Below are 20,059 nucleotides of genomic sequence, written 5' to 3' on the forward strand. Positions count from 1 at the left end.
GTGAAGGCAATCTTCGATTTATATTATTTTTCAAGGAGGAAGAATGAAAATTTCACCATTTAAAGTAACAGAAACAGGATTTTCTTTTAGAAAATCAGTTAAAAAGGTTGTTCCTTTTTTAGTAGTAGGATTGATGCTAGCAGCGGGTGATAGTGTCTATGCCTATTCCGGAGGAAATGGATCGATTGCGCGTGGGGATGATTATCCTGCTCATTATAAAAATGGGAGCCAGGAGATTGATAAGTGGCGGATGTATTCTCGTCAGTGTACTTCTTTTGCAGCCTTTCGTTTGAGTAATGTCAATGGTTTTGAGATTCCGGCAGCTTATGGAAATGCGAATGAATGGGGATATCGTGCTCGTCGTGAAGGATATCGTGTAGACAATACACCAGCTATTGGCTCCATTGCTTGGTCTACTGCAGGAACTTATGGTCATGTTGCCTGGGTGTCAAATGTAGTGGGAGATGAGATTGAGATTGAAGAATACAACTATGGAATAAGGGAATCTTACAATAAGCGCGTCGTGAAGGCAAATACTATGACTGGTTTTATTCATTTTAAAGATTTAGCTGGTGGCAGTGTTGGGAATAGTCAATCCTCAGTTTCAACAGGAGGAACACATTATTTTAAGACTAAGGCTGCGATCAAAAATCAGCCTCTAGCTAGCGCAACTACGATTGATTACTATTATCCTGGGGAGAATGTTCATTATGATCAAATTCTCGAAAAAGATGGGTACAAGTGGTTGAGTTATACGGCTTATAACGGAAGTCGTCGCTATATCCAGCTAGAGGGAGTAAGCTCTTCACAGAATTATCAGAATCAATCAGGAAATAGCTCTAACTATGGATCCAATAACAGTTCAACTGTCGGTTGGAAGAAAATAAATGGTAGTTGGTATCATTTTAAATCAAATGGGTCTAAATCAACGGGTTGGCTGAAAGACGGATCTAGTTGGTATTATTTGAAATCATCTGGTGAAATGCAGACAGGATGGTTAAAGGAAAATGGTCTGTGGTATTATTTGGATAGCTCAGGGGCAATGAAAACAGGTTGGTATCAAGTCTCTGATAAGTGGTATTATTCTTACTCTTCAGGTGCCTTAGCTGTTAATACGACGGTGGATGGCTACAGAGTAAACAGTGATGGAGAACGAGTATAGAAAATGGGAGTAGGAAATTTTTCCTACTCTTTTCTGTAAGCAGTTTCCTTGACATTTTTTTTATTTTGCGCTATCATATGTCCATATAATATATGGGAGTCTGTGTACAGTCTGAGAGGAAGCGTTAAGCTTCGACCGCACCTGATCTGGGTAATGCCAGCGTAGGGAACGATACTTAGTCTACTCTTGACCTTTTCCATATATGGTAAAGGTTTTTCTTTTTATCAAAGGAAAACGAGAAGAGGAGGTTGTTATGAAAGCAAGCATTGCCTTGCAAGTTTTACCCCTATCACAGGGAATTGATCGGATTGCTGTTATTGATCAGGTCATTGCTTATCTGCAAGCTCAAGAAGTGACCATGGTAGTGACACCATTTGAAACAGTCTTGGAAGGGGAGTTTGATGAGCTTATGCGCATTCTCAAAGAAGCGCTAGAAGTGGCAGGACAAAAGGCAGATAATGTCTTTGCCAATGTCAAAATAAATGTAGGAGAGATTTTAAGTATTGATGAGAAACTTGAAAAGTATACTGAGACGACACATTAGTCTATTGGGCTTTATGGGGGTCTTGTCAATCTGGCAGTTAGCAGGTTTTCTTAAACTTCTCCCCAAGTTTATCCTGCCGACACCTCTTGAAATTCTCCTGTCCTTTGTTCGTGATAGAGAATTTCTCTGGCACCATAGCTGGGCGACCTTGAGAGTGGCTTTGCTAGGTCTAATTTTGGGAGTTTTGATTGCCTGTCTCATGGCTGTGCTCATGGACAGTTTGACTTGGCTCAATGACCTGATTTACCCTATGATGGTGGTTGTTCAGACTATCCCGACCATTGCCCTAGCCCCTATCCTGGTTTTGTGGCTCGGTTATGGGATTTTGCCCAAGATTGTCTTGATTATCTTGACGACTACCTTTCCTATCATCGTCAGTATTTTGGACGGTTTTAGGCATTGTGACAAGGATATGCTGACCTTGTTTAGTCTGATGCGGGCCAAACCTTGGCAAATCCTGTGGCATTTTAAAATCCCAGTCAGCCTGCCTTACTTTTATGCAGGTCTGAGAGTCAGTGTCTCCTACGCTTTTATCACAACAGTAGTATCTGAGTGGTTGGGAGGCTTTGAAGGACTAGGTGTTTACATGATTCAGTCCAAGAAACTGTTTCAGTATGATACCATGTTTGCTATTATTATTCTGGTATCGATTATCAGCCTTCTGGGTATGAAGTTGGTCGATATCAGCGAGAAATATGTTATTAAATGGAAACGTTCGTAGAATTAGAATGTTTCAAAAAGAAAAGAGGAAATCAAAATGAAAAAAACATGGAAAGTGTTTTTAACGCTTGTAACAGCTCTTGTAGCTGTTGTGCTTGTGGCTTGTGGTCAAGGAACTGCTTCCAAGGACAACAAAGAAGCAGAACTCAAGAAGATCGACTTTATCCTAGACTGGACACCAAATACCAACCACACAGGGCTTTATGTTGCTAAGGAAAAAGGTTATTTCAAAGAAGCTGGAGTGGATGTTGATTTGAAATTGCCGCCAGAAGAAAGTTCTTCTGACTTGGTTATTAACGGTAAGGCACCATTTGCAGTGTATTTCCAAGACTATATGGCTAAAAAATTGGAAAAAGGGGCAGGCATTACTGCTGTTGCAGCTATCGTTGAACACAATACATCAGGAATCATTTCTCGTAAATCTGACAATGTAGCTAGTCCAAAGGACTTGGTTGGTAAGAAATACGGAACTTGGAATGATCCAACTGAACTTGCTATGTTGAAAACCTTGGTAGAATCACAAGGCGGAGATTTTGAGAAGGTAGAAAAAGTACCAAACAACGACTCAAACTCGATTACACCGATTGCCAATGGGGTCTTTGATACTGCTTGGATCTACTACGGTTGGGATGGTATCCTTGCAAAATCTCAAGGTGTAGATGCTAATTTCATGTACTTGAAAGACTACGTTAAAGAATTTGACTATTACTCACCAGTCATTATTGCTAACAACGACTATTTGAAAGACAACAAAGAAGAAGCTCGCAAAGTTATCCAAGCTATCAAAAAAGGCTACCAATATGCTATGGAGCATCCAGAGGAAGCAGCTGATATCCTCATCAAAAATGCACCTGAACTCAAGGAAAAACGTGACTTTGTCATCGAATCTCAAAAATACTTGTCAAAAGAATACGCAAGCGACAAGGAAAAATGGGGGCAATTTGATGCAACTCGCTGGAATGCCTTCTACAAATGGGATAAAGAAAATGGTATCCTTAAAGAAGATTTGACAGACAAAGGCTTCACCAACGAATTTGTGAAATAATGACAGAAATTAGACTAGAACACGTCAGTTATGCCTATGGTCAGGAGAGGATTTTAGAGGACATCAATCTGAAAGTCACTTCAGGTGAAGTGGTTTCTATCCTAGGCCCAAGTGGTGTTGGTAAGACTACGCTTTTCAACTTAATTGCGGGGATTTTAGAAGTCCAGTCAGGGCGAATCGTCCTTGATGGAGAGGAAAATCCCAAGGGGCGCGTGAGTTATATGTTGCAAAAGGATCTGCTCTTGGAGCACAAGACCGTGCTTAGCAATATCATTCTGCCCCTCTTGATTCAAAAGGTGGATAAGGCAGAAGCTATTGCTCGCGCAGATGAAATTCTTGCGACCTTCCAGTTGACAGCTGTAAGAGATAAATACCCTCATGAACTCAGTGGGGGGATGCGTCAGCGTGTGGCCTTGCTTCGTACCTATCTTTTTGGGCACAAACTCTTTCTCTTGGATGAGGCCTTTAGCGCCTTGGATGAGATGACCAAGATGGAACTCCACGCTTGGTACCTTGAGATTCACAAGCAGTTGCAGCTAACGACCCTGATCATCACGCATAGTATCGAGGAGGCCCTCAGTCTCAGCGACCGCATCTATATCTTGAAAAATCGCCCTGGGCAGATTGTTTCAGAAATTAAACTAGATTGGTCTGAAGACGAGGACAAGGAAGTCCAAAAGATTGCCTACAAACGTCAAATCTTGGCAGAATTAGGCTTAGATAAGTAGAAAAATAGGGAGTTGGTGAAGATTATCCTTTACCAGCGCCCTTTTTCTTTTAAAAATGAGAAAATTTCGGTATAATAGTCATTATACCGAAATCATTCTATAATCGTTGATACATAAGGGTTTTATGTGTCACTTTTTTTATTTTGTGGACTTTTTTAAGAACTTTTTATTTTTTCGAGGGCAGTTTCAAAGAATGAGACTGCTCTTTTTTGGTTCTCTTTTGATAAATGGCTGTACGTATCCATAGTTACAGATATTTTTGCATGGCCAAGCCGTGTCTGTATCTCCTTGTATGGTAATCCGGCATTAAGCAAGATACTAGCGTGAGTGTGTCGGAAAGCATGAAAGCCTAAATCAGTACAGTTAGCGTTTTTTAAGTGCTTATGTAGGCGATAATCAACCTTTCGAGTATTGACATAGTTGTCAAAGCTATCAGAGAATACTTTCTCATAGGTTAAGCCAATGTTTCTACCGTTTTCTGCTTGTCTTGCTCGGTAGAGACGAAGCATGAGCACTGTTTTATGATCGATATCTAAAACTCTATAGCTTGATTTTGTCTTAGGACTGTTTACCTGGTTTAAAATGTTGAGTGTTTTGTTAATATCGATCGTTCCGTTCTGCAGGTCAATATCAGACCATTCCAGGGCCAGACATTCACGGATGCGCAGTCCAGTAGCTAGGAGCGTTTTATAAAGCACAGTATCATAAAAATTGATAAAGGTATTCTCCAGGTTATCGAGATAGGAGAGGAAGTTTTTAAGTTCCTGATCTTGAAAGTATTTAATTTCTTGTTTATCTCTGGTTATCTTTCTAGGAATAACAATATCACGAGCAGGGTTATTGTCTAATGCTTGAATAGAAATTCCATACTGTAGAATACGTTTATTTAAGGCATGAAGATGATTGTATTCTTTATATCCTGTTCCGTCCTGATTGTACTCATCCGCCCACTTATTTACCTGAGTTTGGATAATAACAGGAGTAAGTTTATCTAGTTTGTAAGTACTAAATGAGGGCAAGAGGTAATTATTTAAGCAACCTTTTATCTTTATCTGCGTATTAGTCTTTATGGTATGCTGGTAGGTTTGCCAGAATAAGTCCACAAGTTCGCTATAGGTTGTTATATGTGAGCGTTGTTTCCGTGTAGAGCCGTTTTTCTCAAATTCTACCTTAGCCTGGGTGGCCTTGTTTCTGAGTTCTTTCTTTGTTCGTGCTGATATGGTAGTCTTGACCTTCTTACCAGTCACAGAATCAATGCCAAGATAGATACTGGAGTCCTGTTCCGTCCTGATTGTACTCATCCGCCCACTTATTTACCTGAGTTTGGATAATAACAGGAGTAAGTTTATCTAGTTTGTAAGTACTAAATGAGGGCAAGAGGTAATTATTTAAGCAACCTTTTATCTTTATCTGCGTATTAGTCTTTATGGTATGCTGGTAGGTTTGCCAGAATAAGTCCACAAGTTCGCTATAGGTTGTTATATGTGAGCGTTGTTTCCGTGTAGAGCCGTTTTTCTCAAATTCTACCTTAGCCTGGGTGGCCTTGTTTCTGAGTTCTTTCTTTGTTCGTGCTGATATGGTAGTCTTGACCTTCTTACCAGTCACAGAATCAATGCCAAGATAGATACTGGAGCGGTAGACTGCTGATCCGTCTTTTTTCGTGTGTTGTGTAATTTTCATGGTTTTACTCCTTTTTCCATCAGCAGGCAAGCAATTAGAAAAGGTTTTGAGTTTATACCATGCGAGGAGCTACGAGAACCCCTCTATTTTCGATTTTAAGAGGACGGACGGTAAATTATACAAGAATAGGAAGCAAGGCGGATATGGGGCATATATGGGGTTTGAAAAAGCCCATATATTGCAAGTAGTTCTATCTTAATGTGTCAGTGATATTATACCAATTATTCGGAAATCCAAGTGTGTCCAATACAATGCCGGCTTCAATGGAGGGCGCTTTTTTATTTAGAGCTTTGGTTCTTTTTATAATAGTGTTATGTAATTGAGCGTATTGTGTGGAAGCAAGTAGGCATTGCAAGGCAAGAAAAACATAATATACAGATTGTCTTGATGTATTGGCATTGTTATTGTAATAGTGGAAATAAGCTAGTTGTGGAAGATTCTCACGACATTTATAATTGAAAAGTTTATTATTATGAGCAGTGATATTTCTAATTTCTAGTATATTTTTAATAATACTTTCTAAAGCCTTTCCGCTTAAAAGGTCTTTACTAGGTCTATTTTGGATGTATTCAATATTTTCTTGTAAGAATGGTGATAAATCTCTAGCTATTTGATTTTTTATATCAGTGTTTAGATTTCTATAAAAGTTAAATGCTTGCCCTAATGTAAGTTCATTGATGATAACCCAGAAAGGAACAACGCCATGTTGTTTATAGTGGTGTTTTATAGAATTGTTTTGCTTATCCCTATTATAATCATTGAGTATTTTAGCTAATATACTGATTAAATTTGTAATTTGTGCGAGCCTTTTTGCATCTTTTTGTGTTTCAAAATTATTAATATCTAGATAAGAGTATGGCTTTGGATATGATTCTGAAAAACGATATGCCAGTACGGATTTAAAGTGTTTTTCTGCATCTATAATTGCTTTTAAAAAAGCTGATTTAATTTCTTTATCGTAAAAGTGTGTTGCAGCTATTTCTCTAAAGTCTGCACCAGCTATAAATTTATCTTTTGATGTTTGAAAAAACTTACTATATCCGTTGACGACGTTGTAATAGTTGTTAGTTAGAAGGTATCTTTTACATTCTTCTATGTTATCTATTTCTAAACCTCTAGACTGGAGAAGTTTTATTTGTTCATCTAATGTTTGAAATGGTTTCATATATGTTCCTTATATACAAAAACACCACCTAGTAGAACTAGGCGGTGTTTCGCGTACTCTGTTCCCTTGGGAGCAGAAACTCTTCTCATTGCCTAATAATACTGTAATTTTTAGTTTTTGTCAATATTTTTAGTTTGTTTTTTAAAAATTTTTGAGTATCGAAAAAACTCAACGCTGGGAAAGTTGCTTTTATTGCATTGTCAGACAAGTCAGCAGTAGCAGGCTTGTCTTTTTCTATTTGTCACTTTTGCCGTTTTTTGCGCTTTAGTTTGTAAAATTGGCTTTCTATTTTTCACTTTCCCTTGTTTTTGCACAATAGACCTTAGAAATAGGGGCACTATTGGCGAATATGGAGGATTTTTATAGAATCTTCTCAAAAACCATTGTAGCCTGGATACGGTCACCACCGCCTAAACCTTTGCTTCCACCATTGGCGGTTGTGATTGTATGTAGGCGATAACCTTTTGAAGCTTGTTTATTGATAACCTCTTCTAATTCTGTAAGGTTTCCTGATCCAGTGCCGAAAAACTTTTCTTTCAAAGTTACCTGAAGAACAACGTAGTGTAGTCCATTTACTCCAGAAGCGGTAGAAAAACTACCTTCTTGTTTTACAGTATCAAAAAATCCCATGGGGGTTACTCCTTTTCGTTGTCTCTCTCAGATAGTTTTTGAACTAAATCAAAAGCTATTTTTTTATCATAGTCATTTAAAGAAATATAGTTGATTAAAATATCTGCAAAATTTGTATTGTTCTCTTTATCAGCATTTATTAGTTCTTCAATTGTAAACATATACGATGGGATATGATTAAGCAATCCTTTTCCAAAATTGTTATACTTTACAGGATTATTTATATGTTCTTCAACGTTTTTATATGCCGAACCAAGTTCATTTATTTTTTCAATATCTATATCATTAAGTAATTTTTTAAATTCGTTACTTTGGATTATTTTTAAAATATTTTGTTTATCTTCAAATCCTAATAAGTAAGCAACATTTACTCCGAAGTAGTCAGCAAGCTGTCGAGCTTTTTCTGGTTTGATTTGACTTTCTCCGTTTTCCCATTTTTGGTATCCTCTACGGGTCACACCCATAACTTTAGCGACGTCCTCTTGAGTGTCGCCTTTTTTTTGTCTCAACTCTTTTAATCTGTTCATGTATATTACCTCATTTTAATTATATCACAAAATAACAAAAAGCTAACAAAAAATTCACTTTTTATCATTTTGTTGTTGACAACTAACAAAAAATACGCTACAATACAACCAAGCTAACAAATAGTTAGCAAAAGAAAGGGAGGATTTTATTGCTTATTACCTCAACACAAGCAAAAGCGATTCGCCGAAAGCAAGCTGATAAGAAATTGACTGCTAAGCAAGCAGGCGAAGAAATCGGAGTTACACAAGTTACCTATCGAAAAATTCGAGACGGTGGCGAAGTCAAGCCGAGCATTTACCAAAAAGCCATGGAATGGCTTGCTGAAGATTATTAGAAAGGAGCATAAGACAGAATCAAGAATATTTCTGCTTGCTACCTATGGCAGTATCAAGGGTTTGTAGGGGTTTATTCTCTCCTAAATTTTCCCTACCACAATGATTTACCTTGGTACTGTTTTAGGTGGCAAGCACGAGCAACAAGAAGAAAGGAGTGAACCAATGGAATTGGTTTATATGGACGGCAAGAAAGAGCCGTATACACTGAGCAGTATCGTTGCAGACTGCGCTGAAATTAAGCACAGACATTTGAAGATTTTGCTGAATAAACACCGAGAGGACTTTGAGAGTTTTGGAAAGGTGACATTTAAAATTTCACCTTCAGAGAGTGGGCAAAATGTACGGGATTATATTTTGAACGAGCAACAAGCAACATTGCTGATCACTTACTTACGAAATACAGAACCCGTAAAAGAGTTTAAGAAGAACCTAGTCAAAGCCTTTTTTGAAATGCGTGATGAACTTTCTAAACGCTATCTTCAAAGAGAACTGGAAAAACCGAAGCGTAAAAGTTTAACTGAAGCTATTCAAACATGGGAGAAAGCCCCCAAGCATGCCTATAGTACTCTTACAAACTTACTACTAAAGGGGGTGACAGGGAAGAATAAAGCGCAACTCATGAAGGAGCGAGAAAGTAAGAACGGCATTGAGGGCTTGACAAGTGCAGAACTGACAAACTACCAACGTTTGGAAGATATGGCAATAGCTATGATTAATTTGAATAGGGGGTATTCAGAAATTAAGGAATTAATTTTTAAAGTATAGGAGTATAGAAAATGGAAAATGATTTTAAGACAGTTACAAATGCCAAGGGGTTAGAAATTCCTAAGTATCCCAAGGATTTTAAAAAGCTAGTTGAGAAAGACAGACAACTAGCCGAATATATTTGTATGAACTACGAGAACTTGGACAGTGAAGACCTGGGCGCATTTCTTGAAACGGTGGAGCAGGGATTCAGTTGGATTCTAGATCTTATCGAAAGCAAAGACTTGCTTTATAAACCACAGTCAGGTAGTAATTATGCAAAAAGAAAATAAAAAAATCACTTGCTCAAATTTTAGACGAGGAGAGCAAGCGACACAATTCAGAGTATAGAAATTTTTTCTATGCTTTGATTATAGCAAAAAATATCTATTCTATCAAATATCTCAAGAAAAACCGAAGAGCAGGCAAGCAATTAGAAAAGGTTTTGAAAATCAAGTGCTGATAGGGTGATTCTAAGGCCTTGTTTAGCTGAAAGATGGGTAATTACTCACGAAACACCGCTACAAGCGTTCGCCAACTTGGGGCAATCGCCCAGCGTTTGGAGTGGTGAAACAATCCAATATAGGAAAAAGGGAAAACAGACTATGACAGAAACAACATACGATATTATCGCTAAAAGCTTGGATAGAATTAGTATGGAATTACACCAAGCAGACGAAAACAATGATTTTTTAAGAATAGGACTCTTATCAGGACAATTAAAAGCTATCAAAGAAGATTTACACCGCTTACTTTGGATTGAACTTCCTGAATTGAATGACAGCCATAAAATCAAAGCGATCTCTAAAAGAACTACGGGAATCTTTTTCAGCCCTGGTATTTTTGAATTGGATGCTATGCGACAAGCATTCTTTAAACGCCAAGCCAAGCATTTTTTTGACAATGCAACAGAGCAACAGGCGTATATAGAATATGCTGAAAAGGAGTATTTAGAGGCTACTATAACCTTGAAGGATATTCTTTTTAACTCTAAAAATGGGACTCGACAAGTAAATAAAGATTGTCTTGTAGAAAAATTTGAAGAGGCAATGCAATGACACAATCAGAATTTTACAACCGAATGACTAAAATCAAGGATAGACATCCGAACCTCTTTCAGTTCATAATTGACTTTTTAGATGATAAAGTAACTCCAGAAGAGGTGTACGACTTTCTGAAGATGGAGCACAGCTATCAAGTGAATTATATCAAGAATTACCAAGCGAGGGCATAGCATGAATGAACTAGATTTAAGCAATACACAGGCGCTTATTTTTACCGTGATATTGGTTGACTTTCTCATGTATCTAAACCACCGAGACCGCAAAAAAAGCGCCCAAATCGAGCGAGAAAGTACACAGACGATAGAAACAATTAGCGAGGGTTTAAGCCCTGATTATGGGCGATATATTCAGCTTGCAGCGGTTAAGCCATGGGGGTAATAAGATGTTTGAAAAAATGATTGAAGATTTAAAGTCTAAGATTTTGGAAGCAGTGGAACGGTATTTAAAAAGCCATGAGAAAGTACCTCAAAAAAGATTAGATTTGATCAGCAAGGTGGAACTAAAGGAAGAACTGGGCATAGGAGATAAAACCTTGATAAAATGGGAAGGTGCAGGACTACCGCAGTATATACCGCCTATTGAAGATACTAGAAAAGCGTATTATAAAATCTCAGACGTTTTAAAGTTTTTGGGGGTAGATGATGGCAAAGACTAAAATATATTTTTGGTTAAAAGTTGATAAGAAGTTTTTTGATAATCTTTTTATTAAACGACTTAAAAATATGCCTGGTGGCTACACTATGACAGTGATTTATATCCGTCTTATGTTGGAAAGTTTAGAAGATGATTGTATTTTGTACTATGAGGGGTATTTTGATAATTTGGTACAGGAGCTAGCCTTAAAATTGGATGTGTCCGAGGATGATATAAATATGACAGTTGCATATTTTACAAAATGCGGACTGATTCAGATAGACGATGATGGACATGCTACATTATCGCAAGCAAAAGCCATGGTTGAGAGTGAAACAAATTGGGCAAAATACAAGCGAGACCAAAGAAAAAATAGTCAAAATTTACCAAAATTGGAGAATGTCCAAAATAAAAAGACTATTTCCAACTCATGTCCAACAGAGATAGAGAAAGAGAATAGAGTTAATAGTAAGAGTAATAATTTATATTTAGATAATATATTGTCGGGAAATACCGACTACAATTTTCCTACTTGGCTTGAAGAAACAGCTATAAAAGATTTAGAGAAAACAAAACATAAAGAACTTTGGATTCCTATTGCTTATCTGAATCAAGTAGCTAATAAGAGGTATAAGTTTGTTGATAAGACAAAAAGGCTTTTACTAGCACGATTCAAAGAAGGCTATACACTGGAAGATTTTAAACAGGTGATAGATATTAAAACAGCAGAATGGAAGGAGAGTCCTGAATTTTCTAAATATCTGAGACCTGAAACACTTTTTGGATCTAAGTTTGACGGTTATTTGAATCAAAAGCCTAAAACCATAAAAGGGAAGTCCGAAGACAACTTTCCAGATCTACCATTTTAGGAGTTGCACAGATGAAGGAACAATTTAAAGAATTTAATAACAGAAAAATATCGGATAAAGTTTGCGATATTCACCAGGTAAATTATTGGGAAATTTCTGTACCGGTGTTAGGGGGTTCAGAAAGAAAACTACAAGCATTTTGCCCAGAGTGCGTGAAGGGAGAGATTAAACAGAAAGAGAAAGACCTATTGCAGCAGTTCGAGGACAGACAAGCCTACTTTAAAACTTATGATGTGTTAATGCGTGACAGTACGATCCCTAACGAGTTGAAAGGAGCGACGTTTGATAATTTCTTTGTTAAGACTACAGAGGAGCGTCAGATGTTAGAGTTTGTAAAGGGGCAAGCCCAGAAGTACCTTGGAGGTATGACGGGAAATACCTTAATTAGTGGTAGCACAGGAATAGGGAAAAGTCATTTATCTCTTGCTCTGGCCAAAGAAATCAATGAGAGTTTCAGAGAGAAGAACGATCCTAAGAGTGTCTTATTTGTCAGCTTAACCGAGATTATCAAGCAGATAAAAGAAGGTTGGGCTTATGGAAGGAATGCAAACTTAACAGAGTATGAGGCAGTTAAAAAGCTAGTTGATGTTGATTTTCTAATCATCGATGACCTTGGGGCAAAAAATGGAACAATCACTCCTAAGAGTGACTGGGAACAGGATTTCTTGTTTGATATTATCAACAATCGAGAAACTACGATTTTCAACACGAACCTAGATAGTAGTGAACTGCGGACGGTATACAATGCTAGAAATTCAAGTAGAATTTTGAAAGGTTTAGAAGGGAACACTTTCAAGGCTTTCACGATCAAAGATAAGAGATATACTATAAACACAGTGAGGGGAGAATATCAATGAATGATGATAAAATGCGATTTGCAACAGAGAAAGGCTTTGTTGTCTACGAAAAATGTGGTATAATAGAGATAGAAAAAGTTCCAAGTTTTGGAGAAATTATTTTATTCTATTCAGATGGGAAATTTACTCATCTAGTCAAAAAAGAAACTAAAAAATAAGTCTATTGAGAACAACTCAGGGACATACCGTAAGCATATAATGCTAGTGGTATGTCCCTTTTTGTTTGCATAGAAAGGGGGTGAGAGCAATGTCAGGAGATACTTCTTTAGGGTATGTAGTAGCCAATAAGTTTTCTATGGATCCAGATAAAAGACAGAAAATCTTTTCTCAGTGTAAAAAAGAAGATGATAGCTTAGAACAACGGAAACAAGAAATACTAGAGAAATATGCTAACAAACAAGACAAATCAAAATCTAGAAAAAATGATTTTAAAGGCTCGGAGAGTCATAAAAGAAAAGCTAAAAGCAAAGAATTTTAGAAAAAATTATAAACAAAAATCAGATATTAAAAGATGAAGGAGCAAAAAATGACAACTAACTTAGTTAAACAAAAAGAAAATCTAGAAGCTTATATCCGGAGTACAGGTTATAACACTAGGGGAATGAAAGTAGAAAATAATCATGTACTCATTGAAAAACCAATACTTGATAGTTACGAAGATGAACATCAACGTAAAGAATTGGTTGATCTAGTAAATGTTATTGAGACTCGTACCCGTGGTGGGAAGTATGAAGTAACTGACTTTGAATCTGATTCATTACAAGAAGTTAGTGAAAATTCGGTTGAGAGAACAGAAGCAGATAAAAAGAAAACTATCAGCGTTGATTACTTAGTTAAATTATTCAGTGGAAAACTTGATTTTTCACAGGAACAATTAGATGATGGCCAATATAATTTAACGGATTTTCTTGGTAAGAAGATTATTAAATTAAAACGTAGAACACGAAATAGAGAGATTGGGAAAATTCTCCAAACTGCGAAAGTGCAGACTGCTACAAGTATGGACGACTTGAAATCTATTGTTTCTTTAATCAATCCAGAGCGCAATGTATCTATGGTTGTTAGTCAATCACTATTTAGTGTCTTAGAAAAAATGAAAGACACTTCAGGAAATTATCTTCTTAAAGTTGATAAAGAGACAGGGACAAGTGAAACATTCTTTGTAGATAACTTTTTAATTGTAGATGATACAACATTAGGGAATAAAGGTGACAAAAAAGGCTTTATCGGAGATCTAGAAAACTTTGTTACTTTGTTTGATCGCAAGAAAGATACACTTAGTTGGGTGAATGCGAATGACTATTTTGGAAAACGGTTGATTTTACATACCCGATTTGATGTAAGAAAAGTTGAAGAAGATTGTGGTTACTTTATTCAATGGAATTAGGAGAAAGAAATGGATATTAATCAAGTATTTGATACACTGGATGATTTAGATAATAAAAAAAGTAAGATTAATTCAGCACGAGAACAGTTAAGCGAAAAAAGGAAAAGCCTGTTAGGCAATCAAGCAGTTTCATTTGAGAACATAGATTCTTTTTTGTCAAATAACTTAGAATCTTTAGAGCAGCTGGAAAATATGGAAAAAGCTATTAATGGCCTTCAGGAAAAATTTGATAGTGATTTTTCAGAAGCTAATGCAGTCATCTTTGAATACATTTTTAAAGAGACTAAGCAACGGATGGAAACTAAGAAGATCTATAAACAATACCGAAAGAAACTTAGACAAATTCTGGACGCATATGATGAAATTCAAGAACTAAAGAAGAATGTGGAAGAAATCCATACAGGTGTAGTCAGAGAAATAAGTCAGAAACATTCTCTATTGCTATATCGAACAGAAGTAAGTCCACTTACTGTTCTACCATTTTTAACCCCTGATTCTAGCGGGTGGATGAATTTTTCTAAGGAATATCGGGACATTAAAGAGTATTTAGAAAAATAGGGAACAAATTAAGTAAGGCTAGTGATATATGGCTGAAACAGAAGAGATATCGCTAGTCCTACTTTTATGCTTTACTAAGTTTCACATAACAAAGTAAGCATAAACTGAAAAGAAGTAATAGCTTGAAAGCAAGGTATATCAGGGGTTTACAGAATGGAGTGAGTTTCACAGAATGTAAGATATGAGAAACTGAGGGGATAAATTAAAGAAATTTCCCTTGAACTTGTCATACTGAAGAGTTGTCAAACTTAAAACAATGATACCTGATAAGTGGAGTGTTGGAAGGCTTTTAGCGCTTTTTGTCAGTTTGACAGAATTTACAATTTGACAAATTGCAAGATAAAAAATTTTTAAAATTTAAGTGGAGGTACTTGCCTATGTACGAGTTGAGTAACAGAGACTTGGACGGGATAGATATTGAGTTAGGACGGTATAGAACGCTTGCTAATAAAATTTATTTGAGAAGACAGGAACTAATACATAATAAGAAACATAGCGCTGAAGATTATACTGGTGGGAAAGGCAAGACAGTATCTAGTCCTACTGAAGCGACAATCATTAGAATTGAAGAAGACCAAACACTAAGATATTTAGAAGGTTTCAAACTAGTTGTAGATACCTTGATGGAAAACTTAATTGAAAGTGATCTAGTAATTTTTAAAATGAGATATTTAGAAGCTGGTGCGACTTGGGAAGACGTGGCAGAGAAACTAAATAAAACTACTCGTTACATAAATAGCCGTAGAAAGGTAATCGCTAAAAGATTTGTGGAATTGAAAGGATATTGACTCCCCCCACCTTTTAAAAAATCTTTCTTCCCAGTAGGGTACCGGTGAAGGGAACTTTTTCCAAGTCGGAGATGTTCAGAGAAAAAGGGGGTAAAAACTTATTGTTTTTAGAAAAAAGTATTAGTTTTTCTAAAATAGAATTGAGATGAAACTATTTTTCTGAAATAAGACCTAATTTTCAATTGATAAATGAATTGATTATGTCATTTATTTTTAAGATTTCTTCCAATAATAGTTTTTGATACTCTTTAAAATTTTTTGAGGAATGAAATTCAATCAGTTCTTCAAAGAATTTCGGGGGATTGGTAAATATTTGTAATGGGACATTTGAAATTTTATAATGAAATATATTATTTCTAAAATCTTGTCGGAAGTTAAAAACTTTTTCTTTGCGATCAAGGATATCAACAACTTCCTCCCGTTGGAAATCAGGAAATAAAGAGCTTTCCTTATTAAGAATCAAGCGTAAGGCTGTAATACTAACTAAATAGCATTGGCTTAGCGAGCGTGTAAAAAAGTAATTTTTTGATTTTAAGACACTTGGCATAATATGTACTACAAAATTATTCTGGCATAATATGTTAAATAAGAATAACTGAGTGCCCGTAGGCAGAACTCCTGTTAAAAAATTCCTTCTTTTAGATTCAAATAAGAAAAAATCACGTTGTTCAAAGTTTTCAATTTTAATATCCTGGATTGTAGGCTTCTTAATAGTTTTTTGATTTACTGAATTAATTAAAGTTCCTAAAGCTTTGCTAAATTCAAAAAATAAATCAGTAGCTCTTTTATCAAAATAGGAAATATCCTTTTTATCAGTTTTCGATAAAATACTTTCTAGGTAAATATGATATTGGTTAGTGTTAGCGTATGGAATTTCGTTGAAGTAATATACCCCTAAATCATGTTGTCCAAAAATATTGATTACGAGTTTTTGAAATAAATTGTAATTTTCTACCATTTGTGAATAAAAGCGTCTCTCTATTTCAAGTATCAGTTTGTTAGCCTTGCTATATTTTTTATCAGAGTATTGCTTATAACTCACTCGGACACTAGATATTATTTTTTGAAATTCCTGTTCTCCAATATTTGGAAAATCACTATGAACATTTCTAGGTAAAAACTTTAGTATTCCATCACAGAGAGATGATACAAAAGGAAGGATACCTATTGATAGTTCTGAATAAACTGTCTTATCCAAACTTACAATATTTTCAAGCAGTTGCCTTACTTCAGCAACTTCATCAAGTAGGATTGAAAAAGAAATCATTTCTATCTTATCCATGTTAATCCTTTCAGAAAGTTATTGTTTATATTATAGTTATTGTAACATTATTATTGATAATTGATTAGATGAATAAAAAAGCACCTTCAAAGGTGCTAGTTCTTGCCTGCTGAACTCGTCAATATTACGCCCTTTTTAGGGCTCTTTTTGTGGACTTTTTTAGGAACTTTCAAGAAAAACTAAGGCGATTTAATGCCTAAATGTTTTTAAAGAAAGTCAGTATTTTCAAGGGCTGAGCTCTAAAAATTTGACTTATAGAGTGTTAAATGATAGTATAGTCAAAGATAGTCAAGGTTCAAAGAGAGAGGTGGGTTTGTAATGAGATTTAAAAATACATCGGATCATATTGAGGCCTACATCAAGGCGATTTTAGATCAATCTGGAATTGTGGAGTTGCAACGGAGTCAGTTGGCAGATACCTTTCAGGTTGTTCCTAGTCAGATCAACTATGTGATCAAGACACGCTTTACGGAAAGTAGAGGCTATTTGGTTGAAAGTAAGCGTGGTGGCGGAGGCTACATTCGTATAGGGCGGATTGAGTTTTCTAGTCATCACGAAATGCTCAGAGAGTTGCTTTATTCGATTGGTGAGCGGGTCAGTCAAGAAATTTATGAGGATATTCTGCAGCTTTTGGTTGAGCAGGAATTGATGAGCAAGCAGGAGATGAATTTGTTAGTATCAGTAGCTTTAGATCGCGTTCTAGGAGAAGAAGCACCAGTACTTCGAGCAAACATGCTACGACAAGTCATACAAGAGGTAGATAGAAAAGGGAAGTAAGATGAACTATTCAAAAGCATTGAATGAATGTATCGAAAGTGCCTACATGGTGGCTGGCCATTTTGGAGCTCGTTACCTAGAGTCTTGGCACTTGTTGATTGCCATGTCCAATCACAGTTATAGTGTGGCAGGGGCCACTTTAAATGATTATCCGTATGAGATGGACCGTTTAGAAGAGGTGGCTTTGGAACTGACTGAAACAGACTATAGCCAGGATGAAACCTTTACGGAATTGCCGTTCTCCCATCGTTTGCAGGTTCTTTTTGACGAAGCAGAGTATGTAGCGTCAGTGGTCCATACTAAGGTGCTAGGGACGGAGCACGTCCTCTATGCGATTTTGCATGATGGAAATGCCTTGGCGACTCGTATCTTGGAGAGGGCTGGTTTTTCTTATGAAGACAAGAAAGATCAGGTCAAGATTGCTGCCCTACGTCGAAATCTAGAAGAACGTGCAGGCTGGACTCGTGAAGACCTCAAGGCTCTACGCCAACGCCATCGTACAGTAGCTGACAAGCAAAATTCTATGGCTAATATGATGGGTATGCCCCAGACTCCGAGCGGAGGTCTCGAGGACTATACGCATGATTTGACAGAGCAAGCGCGTTCTGGCAAGTTAGAACCAGTCATCGGTCGGGACAAGGAAATCTCGCGTATGATTCAAATCTTGAGTCGGAAGACAAAGAATAATCCTGTCTTGGTTGGGGCTGCTGGTGTCGGAAAAACTGCTCTGGCGCTTGGTCTTGCCCAGCGAATTGCTAGTGGGGATGTGCCTACGGAAATGTCTAAGATGCGCGTGTTAGAGCTTGATTTGATGAATGTCGTGGCAGGGACACGTTTCCGTGGTGACTTTGAAGAGCGCATGAATAATATCATTAAGGATATTGAAGAAGATGGCCAAGTCATCCTCTTTATAGATGAACTTCACACTATCATGGGTTCTGGGAGCGGGATTGATTCGACTCTGGATGCGGCCAATATCTTGAAGCCAGCCTTGGCGCGTGGCACCTTGAGAACAGTTGGTGCGACCACTCAGGAAGAATATCAAAAACACATCGAAAAAGATGCGGCCCTTTCTCGTCGTTTCGCCAAAGTGACGATTGAAGAGCCAAGTGTGGCCGACAGTATGGCCATTTTGCAAGGCTTGAAGGCGATTTATGAGAAACATCACCGTGTGCAAATCACAGATGAAGCGGTCGAAACAGCTGTCAAGATGGCGCATCGTTACTTGACTAGTCGTCACTTGCCAGACTCTGCTATCGACCTCTTAGATGAAGCAGCAGCAACAGTGCAAAATAAGGTTAAGCATGTAAAAGCAGACGATTCAGGTTTGAGTCCAGCTGACAAGGCCTTGATGGATGGTAAGTGGAAACAGGCAGCTCAGTTAATCGCAAAAGAAGAGGAAGTGCCTGTCTATAAAGACTTGGTGACAGAGTCTGATATTTTGACCACCTTGAGTCGCTTATCAGGTATTCCAGTTCAAAAACTGACTCAAACGGATGCTAAGAAATACCTAAACTTGGAAGCTGAACTGCACAAACGTGTCATCGGTCAAGATCAAGCAGTTTCAAGCATTAGCCGTGCCATTCGCCGCAATCAGTCAGGGATTCGCAGTCATAAGCGTCCGATTGGTTCCTTTATGTTCTTAGGGCCTACAGGTGTCGGTAAGACCGAATTGGCTAAGGCTCTAGCAGAAGTTCTCTTTGATGACGAATCAGCCCTTATCCGTTTTGATATGAGTGAGTATATGGAGAAATTCGCTGCCAGCCGTCTCAATGGAGCTCCTCCGGGCTATGTAGGTTATGAAGAAGGTGGGGAGTTGACCGAGAAAGTTCGCAACAAACCATACTCTGTTCTCCTCTTTGACGAGGTAGAGAAGGCCCATCCAGATATCTTTAATGTTCTCTTGCAGGTTCTGGATGACGGTGTCTTGACAGATAGCAAGGGACGCAAGGTCGATTTTTCAAATACCATTATCATCATGACATCAAACCTAGGTGCGACTGCCCTTCGTGATGATAAGACTGTTGGTTTTGGGGCTAAGGATATTCGTTTTGACCAGGAAAATATGGAAAAACGCATGTTTGAAGAGTTGAAAAAGGCTTATAGACCTGAATTTATTAACCGTATTGATGAAAAGGTGGTCTTCCATAGCCTGTCTAGCGATCATATGCAGGAAGTAGTGAAGATTATGGTCAAACCTTTAGTGGCAAGTTTGGCTGAAAAAGGCATTGACTTGAAATTACAAGCTTCAGCACTGAAATTGTTGGCAAATCAAGGATATGACCCAGAGATGGGAGCTCGTCCACTTCGTAGAACCCTACAAACAGAAGTGGAAGACAAGTTGGCAGAACTTCTTCTTAAGGGAGATTTGGTGGCAGGTAGCACACTTAAGATTGGTGTTAAAGCAGGCCAGTTAAAATTTGATATTGCATAAAAACGAGGTCGGGACAAAGTTCCCGACCTCTTTATTATGTGACTATTAGTCCGTCTCGCTCCGTTAGGTGCGAGACAAAACAACCACCCGCTATGCGGGTGCGCGTCGAAGGTTATACCAAAAAAACTC

General features: G+C 37.4%; 26 protein-coding genes and 1 pseudogene. 21 read left to right on the forward strand and 6 right to left on the reverse strand.

The genetic code is table 11. From position 1 onward, the window contains the following. Positions 1 to 43 precede the first annotated feature (43 nt). The 5 genes from cbpD to B7699_RS01670 all read left to right on the forward strand — a co-directional run bounded on the left by cbpD (position 44) and on the right by B7699_RS01670 (position 4,199). Complete coding sequence (gene cbpD / locus B7699_RS01650) at positions 44 to 1,162, forward strand: choline binding-anchored murein hydrolase CbpD (protein ID WP_084926954.1); 1,119 nt, start codon at positions 44 to 46, stop codon at positions 1,160 to 1,162. Positions 1,163 to 1,415: 253 nt separating this feature from the next. Then, positions 1,416 to 1,706, forward strand: a complete 291-nt coding sequence (locus B7699_RS01655; RefSeq protein ID WP_084926955.1) for a thiamine-binding protein — start codon at positions 1,416 to 1,418, stop codon at positions 1,704 to 1,706. Then, positions 1,669 to 2,427: an ABC transporter permease gene (locus B7699_RS01660; protein ID WP_192851989.1), complete on the forward strand. Its 759-nt coding sequence runs from the start codon at positions 1,669 to 1,671 to the stop codon at positions 2,425 to 2,427. Before B7699_RS01655 ends, B7699_RS01660 begins: the two co-directional genes overlap by 38 nt. Before the next feature lie 36 nt (positions 2,428 to 2,463). After that, on the forward strand, positions 2,464 to 3,471 hold the full coding sequence (locus B7699_RS01665; protein WP_084926957.1) for an ABC transporter substrate-binding protein: 1,008 nt from the start codon (positions 2,464 to 2,466) through the stop codon (positions 3,469 to 3,471). Next, positions 3,471 to 4,199: an ABC transporter ATP-binding protein gene (locus B7699_RS01670; protein WP_084926958.1), complete on the forward strand. Its 729-nt coding sequence runs from the start codon at positions 3,471 to 3,473 to the stop codon at positions 4,197 to 4,199. The genes B7699_RS01665 and B7699_RS01670 overlap by 1 nt, the downstream gene beginning before the upstream one ends. 155 nt (positions 4,200 to 4,354) lie before the next feature. Here the strand turns inward: B7699_RS01670 and B7699_RS01675 are convergent, their stop codons facing one another. The 5 genes and pseudogenes from B7699_RS01675 to B7699_RS01700 form a co-directional block, all read right to left on the reverse strand. Beyond that, positions 4,355 to 5,500 carry a tyrosine-type recombinase/integrase gene (locus B7699_RS01675; RefSeq protein ID WP_084926959.1) on the reverse strand — a complete coding sequence of 382 codons (1,146 nt, stop codon included), beginning with the start codon at positions 5,498 to 5,500 and terminating at the stop codon, positions 4,355 to 4,357. Then, a pseudogene (locus B7699_RS01680) lies at positions 5,469 to 5,879 on the reverse strand (N-terminal phage integrase SAM-like domain-containing protein); the annotation flags it as partial. The pseudogene B7699_RS01680 and the gene B7699_RS01675, both read right to left, overlap by 32 nt. A gap of 190 nt (positions 5,880 to 6,069) precedes the next feature. Further along, entirely contained in the window at positions 6,070 to 7,044 is a 975-nt protein-coding gene (locus B7699_RS01690; RefSeq protein ID WP_084926962.1) for an Abi family protein, read from the reverse strand. A gap of 360 nt (positions 7,045 to 7,404) precedes the next feature. Continuing rightward, the gene (locus B7699_RS01695) at positions 7,405 to 7,674 is read right to left on the reverse strand and encodes a DUF4177 domain-containing protein (RefSeq protein WP_084926963.1); all 270 of its coding nucleotides are present in this window, start codon (positions 7,672 to 7,674) and stop codon (positions 7,405 to 7,407) included. 5 nt (positions 7,675 to 7,679) lie between these two features. Then, positions 7,680 to 8,201, reverse strand: coding sequence for a helix-turn-helix domain-containing protein (locus tag B7699_RS01700; RefSeq protein WP_084926964.1), 522 nt, complete (start codon positions 8,199 to 8,201; stop codon positions 7,680 to 7,682). A gap of 149 nt (positions 8,202 to 8,350) precedes the next feature. Between B7699_RS01700 and B7699_RS01705 the strand changes: the two genes are divergently transcribed. The 14 genes from B7699_RS01705 (at position 8,351) to B7699_RS01770 (ending at position 15,437) form a co-directional block, all read left to right on the forward strand. Beyond that, positions 8,351 to 8,536, forward strand: coding sequence for a hypothetical protein (locus B7699_RS01705; protein WP_004245570.1), 186 nt, complete (start codon positions 8,351 to 8,353; stop codon positions 8,534 to 8,536). Positions 8,537 to 8,699: 163 nt separating this feature from the next. Continuing rightward, positions 8,700 to 9,302, forward strand: coding sequence for a Rha family transcriptional regulator (locus tag B7699_RS01710; RefSeq protein ID WP_084926965.1), 603 nt, complete (start codon positions 8,700 to 8,702; stop codon positions 9,300 to 9,302). 11 nt (positions 9,303 to 9,313) lie between these two features. Beyond that, entirely contained in the window at positions 9,314 to 9,574 is a 261-nt protein-coding gene (locus B7699_RS01715) for a hypothetical protein (RefSeq protein WP_084926966.1), read from the forward strand. A gap of 312 nt (positions 9,575 to 9,886) precedes the next feature. Next, a complete protein-coding gene (locus B7699_RS01725; protein WP_084926978.1) occupies positions 9,887 to 10,339 on the forward strand; it encodes a hypothetical protein in 453 nt (150 codons plus the stop codon). After that, the gene (locus B7699_RS01730) at positions 10,336 to 10,515 is read left to right on the forward strand and encodes a hypothetical protein (RefSeq protein WP_045612837.1); all 180 of its coding nucleotides are present in this window, start codon (positions 10,336 to 10,338) and stop codon (positions 10,513 to 10,515) included. The genes B7699_RS01725 and B7699_RS01730 overlap by 4 nt, the downstream gene beginning before the upstream one ends. 1 nt (position 10,516) lies before the next feature. After that, complete coding sequence (locus B7699_RS01735) at positions 10,517 to 10,723, forward strand: hypothetical protein (RefSeq protein ID WP_084926967.1); 207 nt, start codon at positions 10,517 to 10,519, stop codon at positions 10,721 to 10,723. Positions 10,724 to 10,727: 4 nt separating this feature from the next. Then, complete coding sequence (locus B7699_RS01740) at positions 10,728 to 11,000, forward strand: hypothetical protein (RefSeq protein WP_049490554.1); 273 nt, start codon at positions 10,728 to 10,730, stop codon at positions 10,998 to 11,000. Then, on the forward strand, positions 10,987 to 11,847 hold the full coding sequence (locus B7699_RS01745; protein ID WP_084926969.1) for a conserved phage C-terminal domain-containing protein: 861 nt from the start codon (positions 10,987 to 10,989) through the stop codon (positions 11,845 to 11,847). Before B7699_RS01740 ends, B7699_RS01745 begins: the two co-directional genes overlap by 14 nt. An 11-nt stretch (positions 11,848 to 11,858) precedes the next feature. Next, positions 11,859 to 12,704 carry an ATP-binding protein gene (locus B7699_RS01750; RefSeq protein ID WP_084926970.1) on the forward strand — a complete coding sequence of 282 codons (846 nt, stop codon included), beginning with the start codon at positions 11,859 to 11,861 and terminating at the stop codon, positions 12,702 to 12,704. Continuing rightward, positions 12,701 to 12,862, forward strand: a complete 162-nt coding sequence (locus B7699_RS09615) for a hypothetical protein (RefSeq protein WP_192851990.1) — start codon at positions 12,701 to 12,703, stop codon at positions 12,860 to 12,862. Before B7699_RS01750 ends, B7699_RS09615 begins: the two co-directional genes overlap by 4 nt. An 89-nt stretch (positions 12,863 to 12,951) precedes the next feature. After that, the gene (locus B7699_RS01755) at positions 12,952 to 13,182 is read left to right on the forward strand and encodes a hypothetical protein (RefSeq protein WP_084926971.1); all 231 of its coding nucleotides are present in this window, start codon (positions 12,952 to 12,954) and stop codon (positions 13,180 to 13,182) included. A gap of 48 nt (positions 13,183 to 13,230) precedes the next feature. Continuing rightward, positions 13,231 to 14,091, forward strand: coding sequence for a phage major capsid protein (locus B7699_RS01760; RefSeq protein ID WP_084926972.1), 861 nt, complete (start codon positions 13,231 to 13,233; stop codon positions 14,089 to 14,091). A gap of 9 nt (positions 14,092 to 14,100) precedes the next feature. Further along, the gene (locus B7699_RS01765; protein WP_084926973.1) at positions 14,101 to 14,649 is read left to right on the forward strand and encodes a hypothetical protein; all 549 of its coding nucleotides are present in this window, start codon (positions 14,101 to 14,103) and stop codon (positions 14,647 to 14,649) included. Positions 14,650 to 15,026: 377 nt separating this feature from the next. Beyond that, on the forward strand, positions 15,027 to 15,437 hold the full coding sequence (locus tag B7699_RS01770; protein WP_084926974.1) for a DUF722 domain-containing protein: 411 nt from the start codon (positions 15,027 to 15,029) through the stop codon (positions 15,435 to 15,437). Positions 15,438 to 15,615: 178 nt separating this feature from the next. Here B7699_RS01770 and B7699_RS01775 read toward each other — a convergent pair whose 3' ends face one another. Continuing rightward, positions 15,616 to 16,719 carry a hypothetical protein gene (locus B7699_RS01775; RefSeq protein WP_084926975.1) on the reverse strand — a complete coding sequence of 368 codons (1,104 nt, stop codon included), beginning with the start codon at positions 16,717 to 16,719 and terminating at the stop codon, positions 15,616 to 15,618. 318 nt (positions 16,720 to 17,037) lie between these two features. On the opposite strand from B7699_RS01775, the gene B7699_RS01780 reads away from it, so the two are divergent. Then, positions 17,038 to 17,496, forward strand: a complete 459-nt coding sequence (locus tag B7699_RS01780) for a CtsR family transcriptional regulator (RefSeq protein WP_084926976.1) — start codon at positions 17,038 to 17,040, stop codon at positions 17,494 to 17,496. A gap of 1 nt (position 17,497) precedes the next feature. Next, on the forward strand, positions 17,498 to 19,930 hold the full coding sequence (locus B7699_RS01785) for an ATP-dependent Clp protease ATP-binding subunit (RefSeq protein WP_084926977.1): 2,433 nt from the start codon (positions 17,498 to 17,500) through the stop codon (positions 19,928 to 19,930). The last annotated feature ends 129 nt before the right edge of the window (positions 19,931 to 20,059 follow it).

It is taken from the genome of Streptococcus mitis, assembly GCF_002096835.1.
Taxonomy (GTDB): Bacteria; Bacillota; Bacilli; order Lactobacillales; family Streptococcaceae; genus Streptococcus; species Streptococcus mitis_W.

Coding starts and splice junctions, on each gene's coding strand:
- cbpD (WP_084926954.1), top strand. CDS start 44: ATGAAAATTTCACCATTTAAAGTAACAGAAACAGGATTTTCTTTTAGA.
- B7699_RS01655 (WP_084926955.1), top strand. CDS start 1,416: ATGAAAGCAAGCATTGCCTTGCAAGTTTTACCCCTATCACAGGGAATT.
- B7699_RS01660 (WP_192851989.1), top strand. CDS start 1,669: ATGAGAAACTTGAAAAGTATACTGAGACGACACATTAGTCTATTGGGC.
- B7699_RS01665 (WP_084926957.1), top strand. CDS start 2,464: ATGAAAAAAACATGGAAAGTGTTTTTAACGCTTGTAACAGCTCTTGTA.
- B7699_RS01670 (WP_084926958.1), top strand. CDS start 3,471: ATGACAGAAATTAGACTAGAACACGTCAGTTATGCCTATGGTCAGGAG.
- B7699_RS01675 (WP_084926959.1), bottom strand. CDS start 5,500: ATGAGTACAATCAGGACGGAACAGGACTCCAGTATCTATCTTGGCATT.
- B7699_RS01690 (WP_084926962.1), bottom strand. CDS start 7,044: ATGAAACCATTTCAAACATTAGATGAACAAATAAAACTTCTCCAGTCT.
- B7699_RS01695 (WP_084926963.1), bottom strand. CDS start 7,674: ATGGGATTTTTTGATACTGTAAAACAAGAAGGTAGTTTTTCTACCGCT.
- B7699_RS01700 (WP_084926964.1), bottom strand. CDS start 8,201: ATGAACAGATTAAAAGAGTTGAGACAAAAAAAAGGCGACACTCAAGAG.
- B7699_RS01710 (WP_084926965.1), top strand. CDS start 8,700: ATGGAATTGGTTTATATGGACGGCAAGAAAGAGCCGTATACACTGAGC.
- B7699_RS01715 (WP_084926966.1), top strand. CDS start 9,314: ATGGAAAATGATTTTAAGACAGTTACAAATGCCAAGGGGTTAGAAATT.
- B7699_RS01725 (WP_084926978.1), top strand. CDS start 9,887: ATGACAGAAACAACATACGATATTATCGCTAAAAGCTTGGATAGAATT.
- B7699_RS01730 (WP_045612837.1), top strand. CDS start 10,336: ATGACACAATCAGAATTTTACAACCGAATGACTAAAATCAAGGATAGA.
- B7699_RS01735 (WP_084926967.1), top strand. CDS start 10,517: ATGAATGAACTAGATTTAAGCAATACACAGGCGCTTATTTTTACCGTG.
- B7699_RS01740 (WP_049490554.1), top strand. CDS start 10,728: ATGTTTGAAAAAATGATTGAAGATTTAAAGTCTAAGATTTTGGAAGCA.
- B7699_RS01745 (WP_084926969.1), top strand. CDS start 10,987: ATGGCAAAGACTAAAATATATTTTTGGTTAAAAGTTGATAAGAAGTTT.
- B7699_RS01750 (WP_084926970.1), top strand. CDS start 11,859: ATGAAGGAACAATTTAAAGAATTTAATAACAGAAAAATATCGGATAAA.
- B7699_RS09615 (WP_192851990.1), top strand. CDS start 12,701: ATGAATGATGATAAAATGCGATTTGCAACAGAGAAAGGCTTTGTTGTC.
- B7699_RS01755 (WP_084926971.1), top strand. CDS start 12,952: ATGTCAGGAGATACTTCTTTAGGGTATGTAGTAGCCAATAAGTTTTCT.
- B7699_RS01760 (WP_084926972.1), top strand. CDS start 13,231: ATGACAACTAACTTAGTTAAACAAAAAGAAAATCTAGAAGCTTATATC.
- B7699_RS01765 (WP_084926973.1), top strand. CDS start 14,101: ATGGATATTAATCAAGTATTTGATACACTGGATGATTTAGATAATAAA.
- B7699_RS01770 (WP_084926974.1), top strand. CDS start 15,027: ATGTACGAGTTGAGTAACAGAGACTTGGACGGGATAGATATTGAGTTA.
- B7699_RS01775 (WP_084926975.1), bottom strand. CDS start 16,719: ATGGATAAGATAGAAATGATTTCTTTTTCAATCCTACTTGATGAAGTT.
- B7699_RS01780 (WP_084926976.1), top strand. CDS start 17,038: ATGAGATTTAAAAATACATCGGATCATATTGAGGCCTACATCAAGGCG.
- B7699_RS01785 (WP_084926977.1), top strand. CDS start 17,498: ATGAACTATTCAAAAGCATTGAATGAATGTATCGAAAGTGCCTACATG.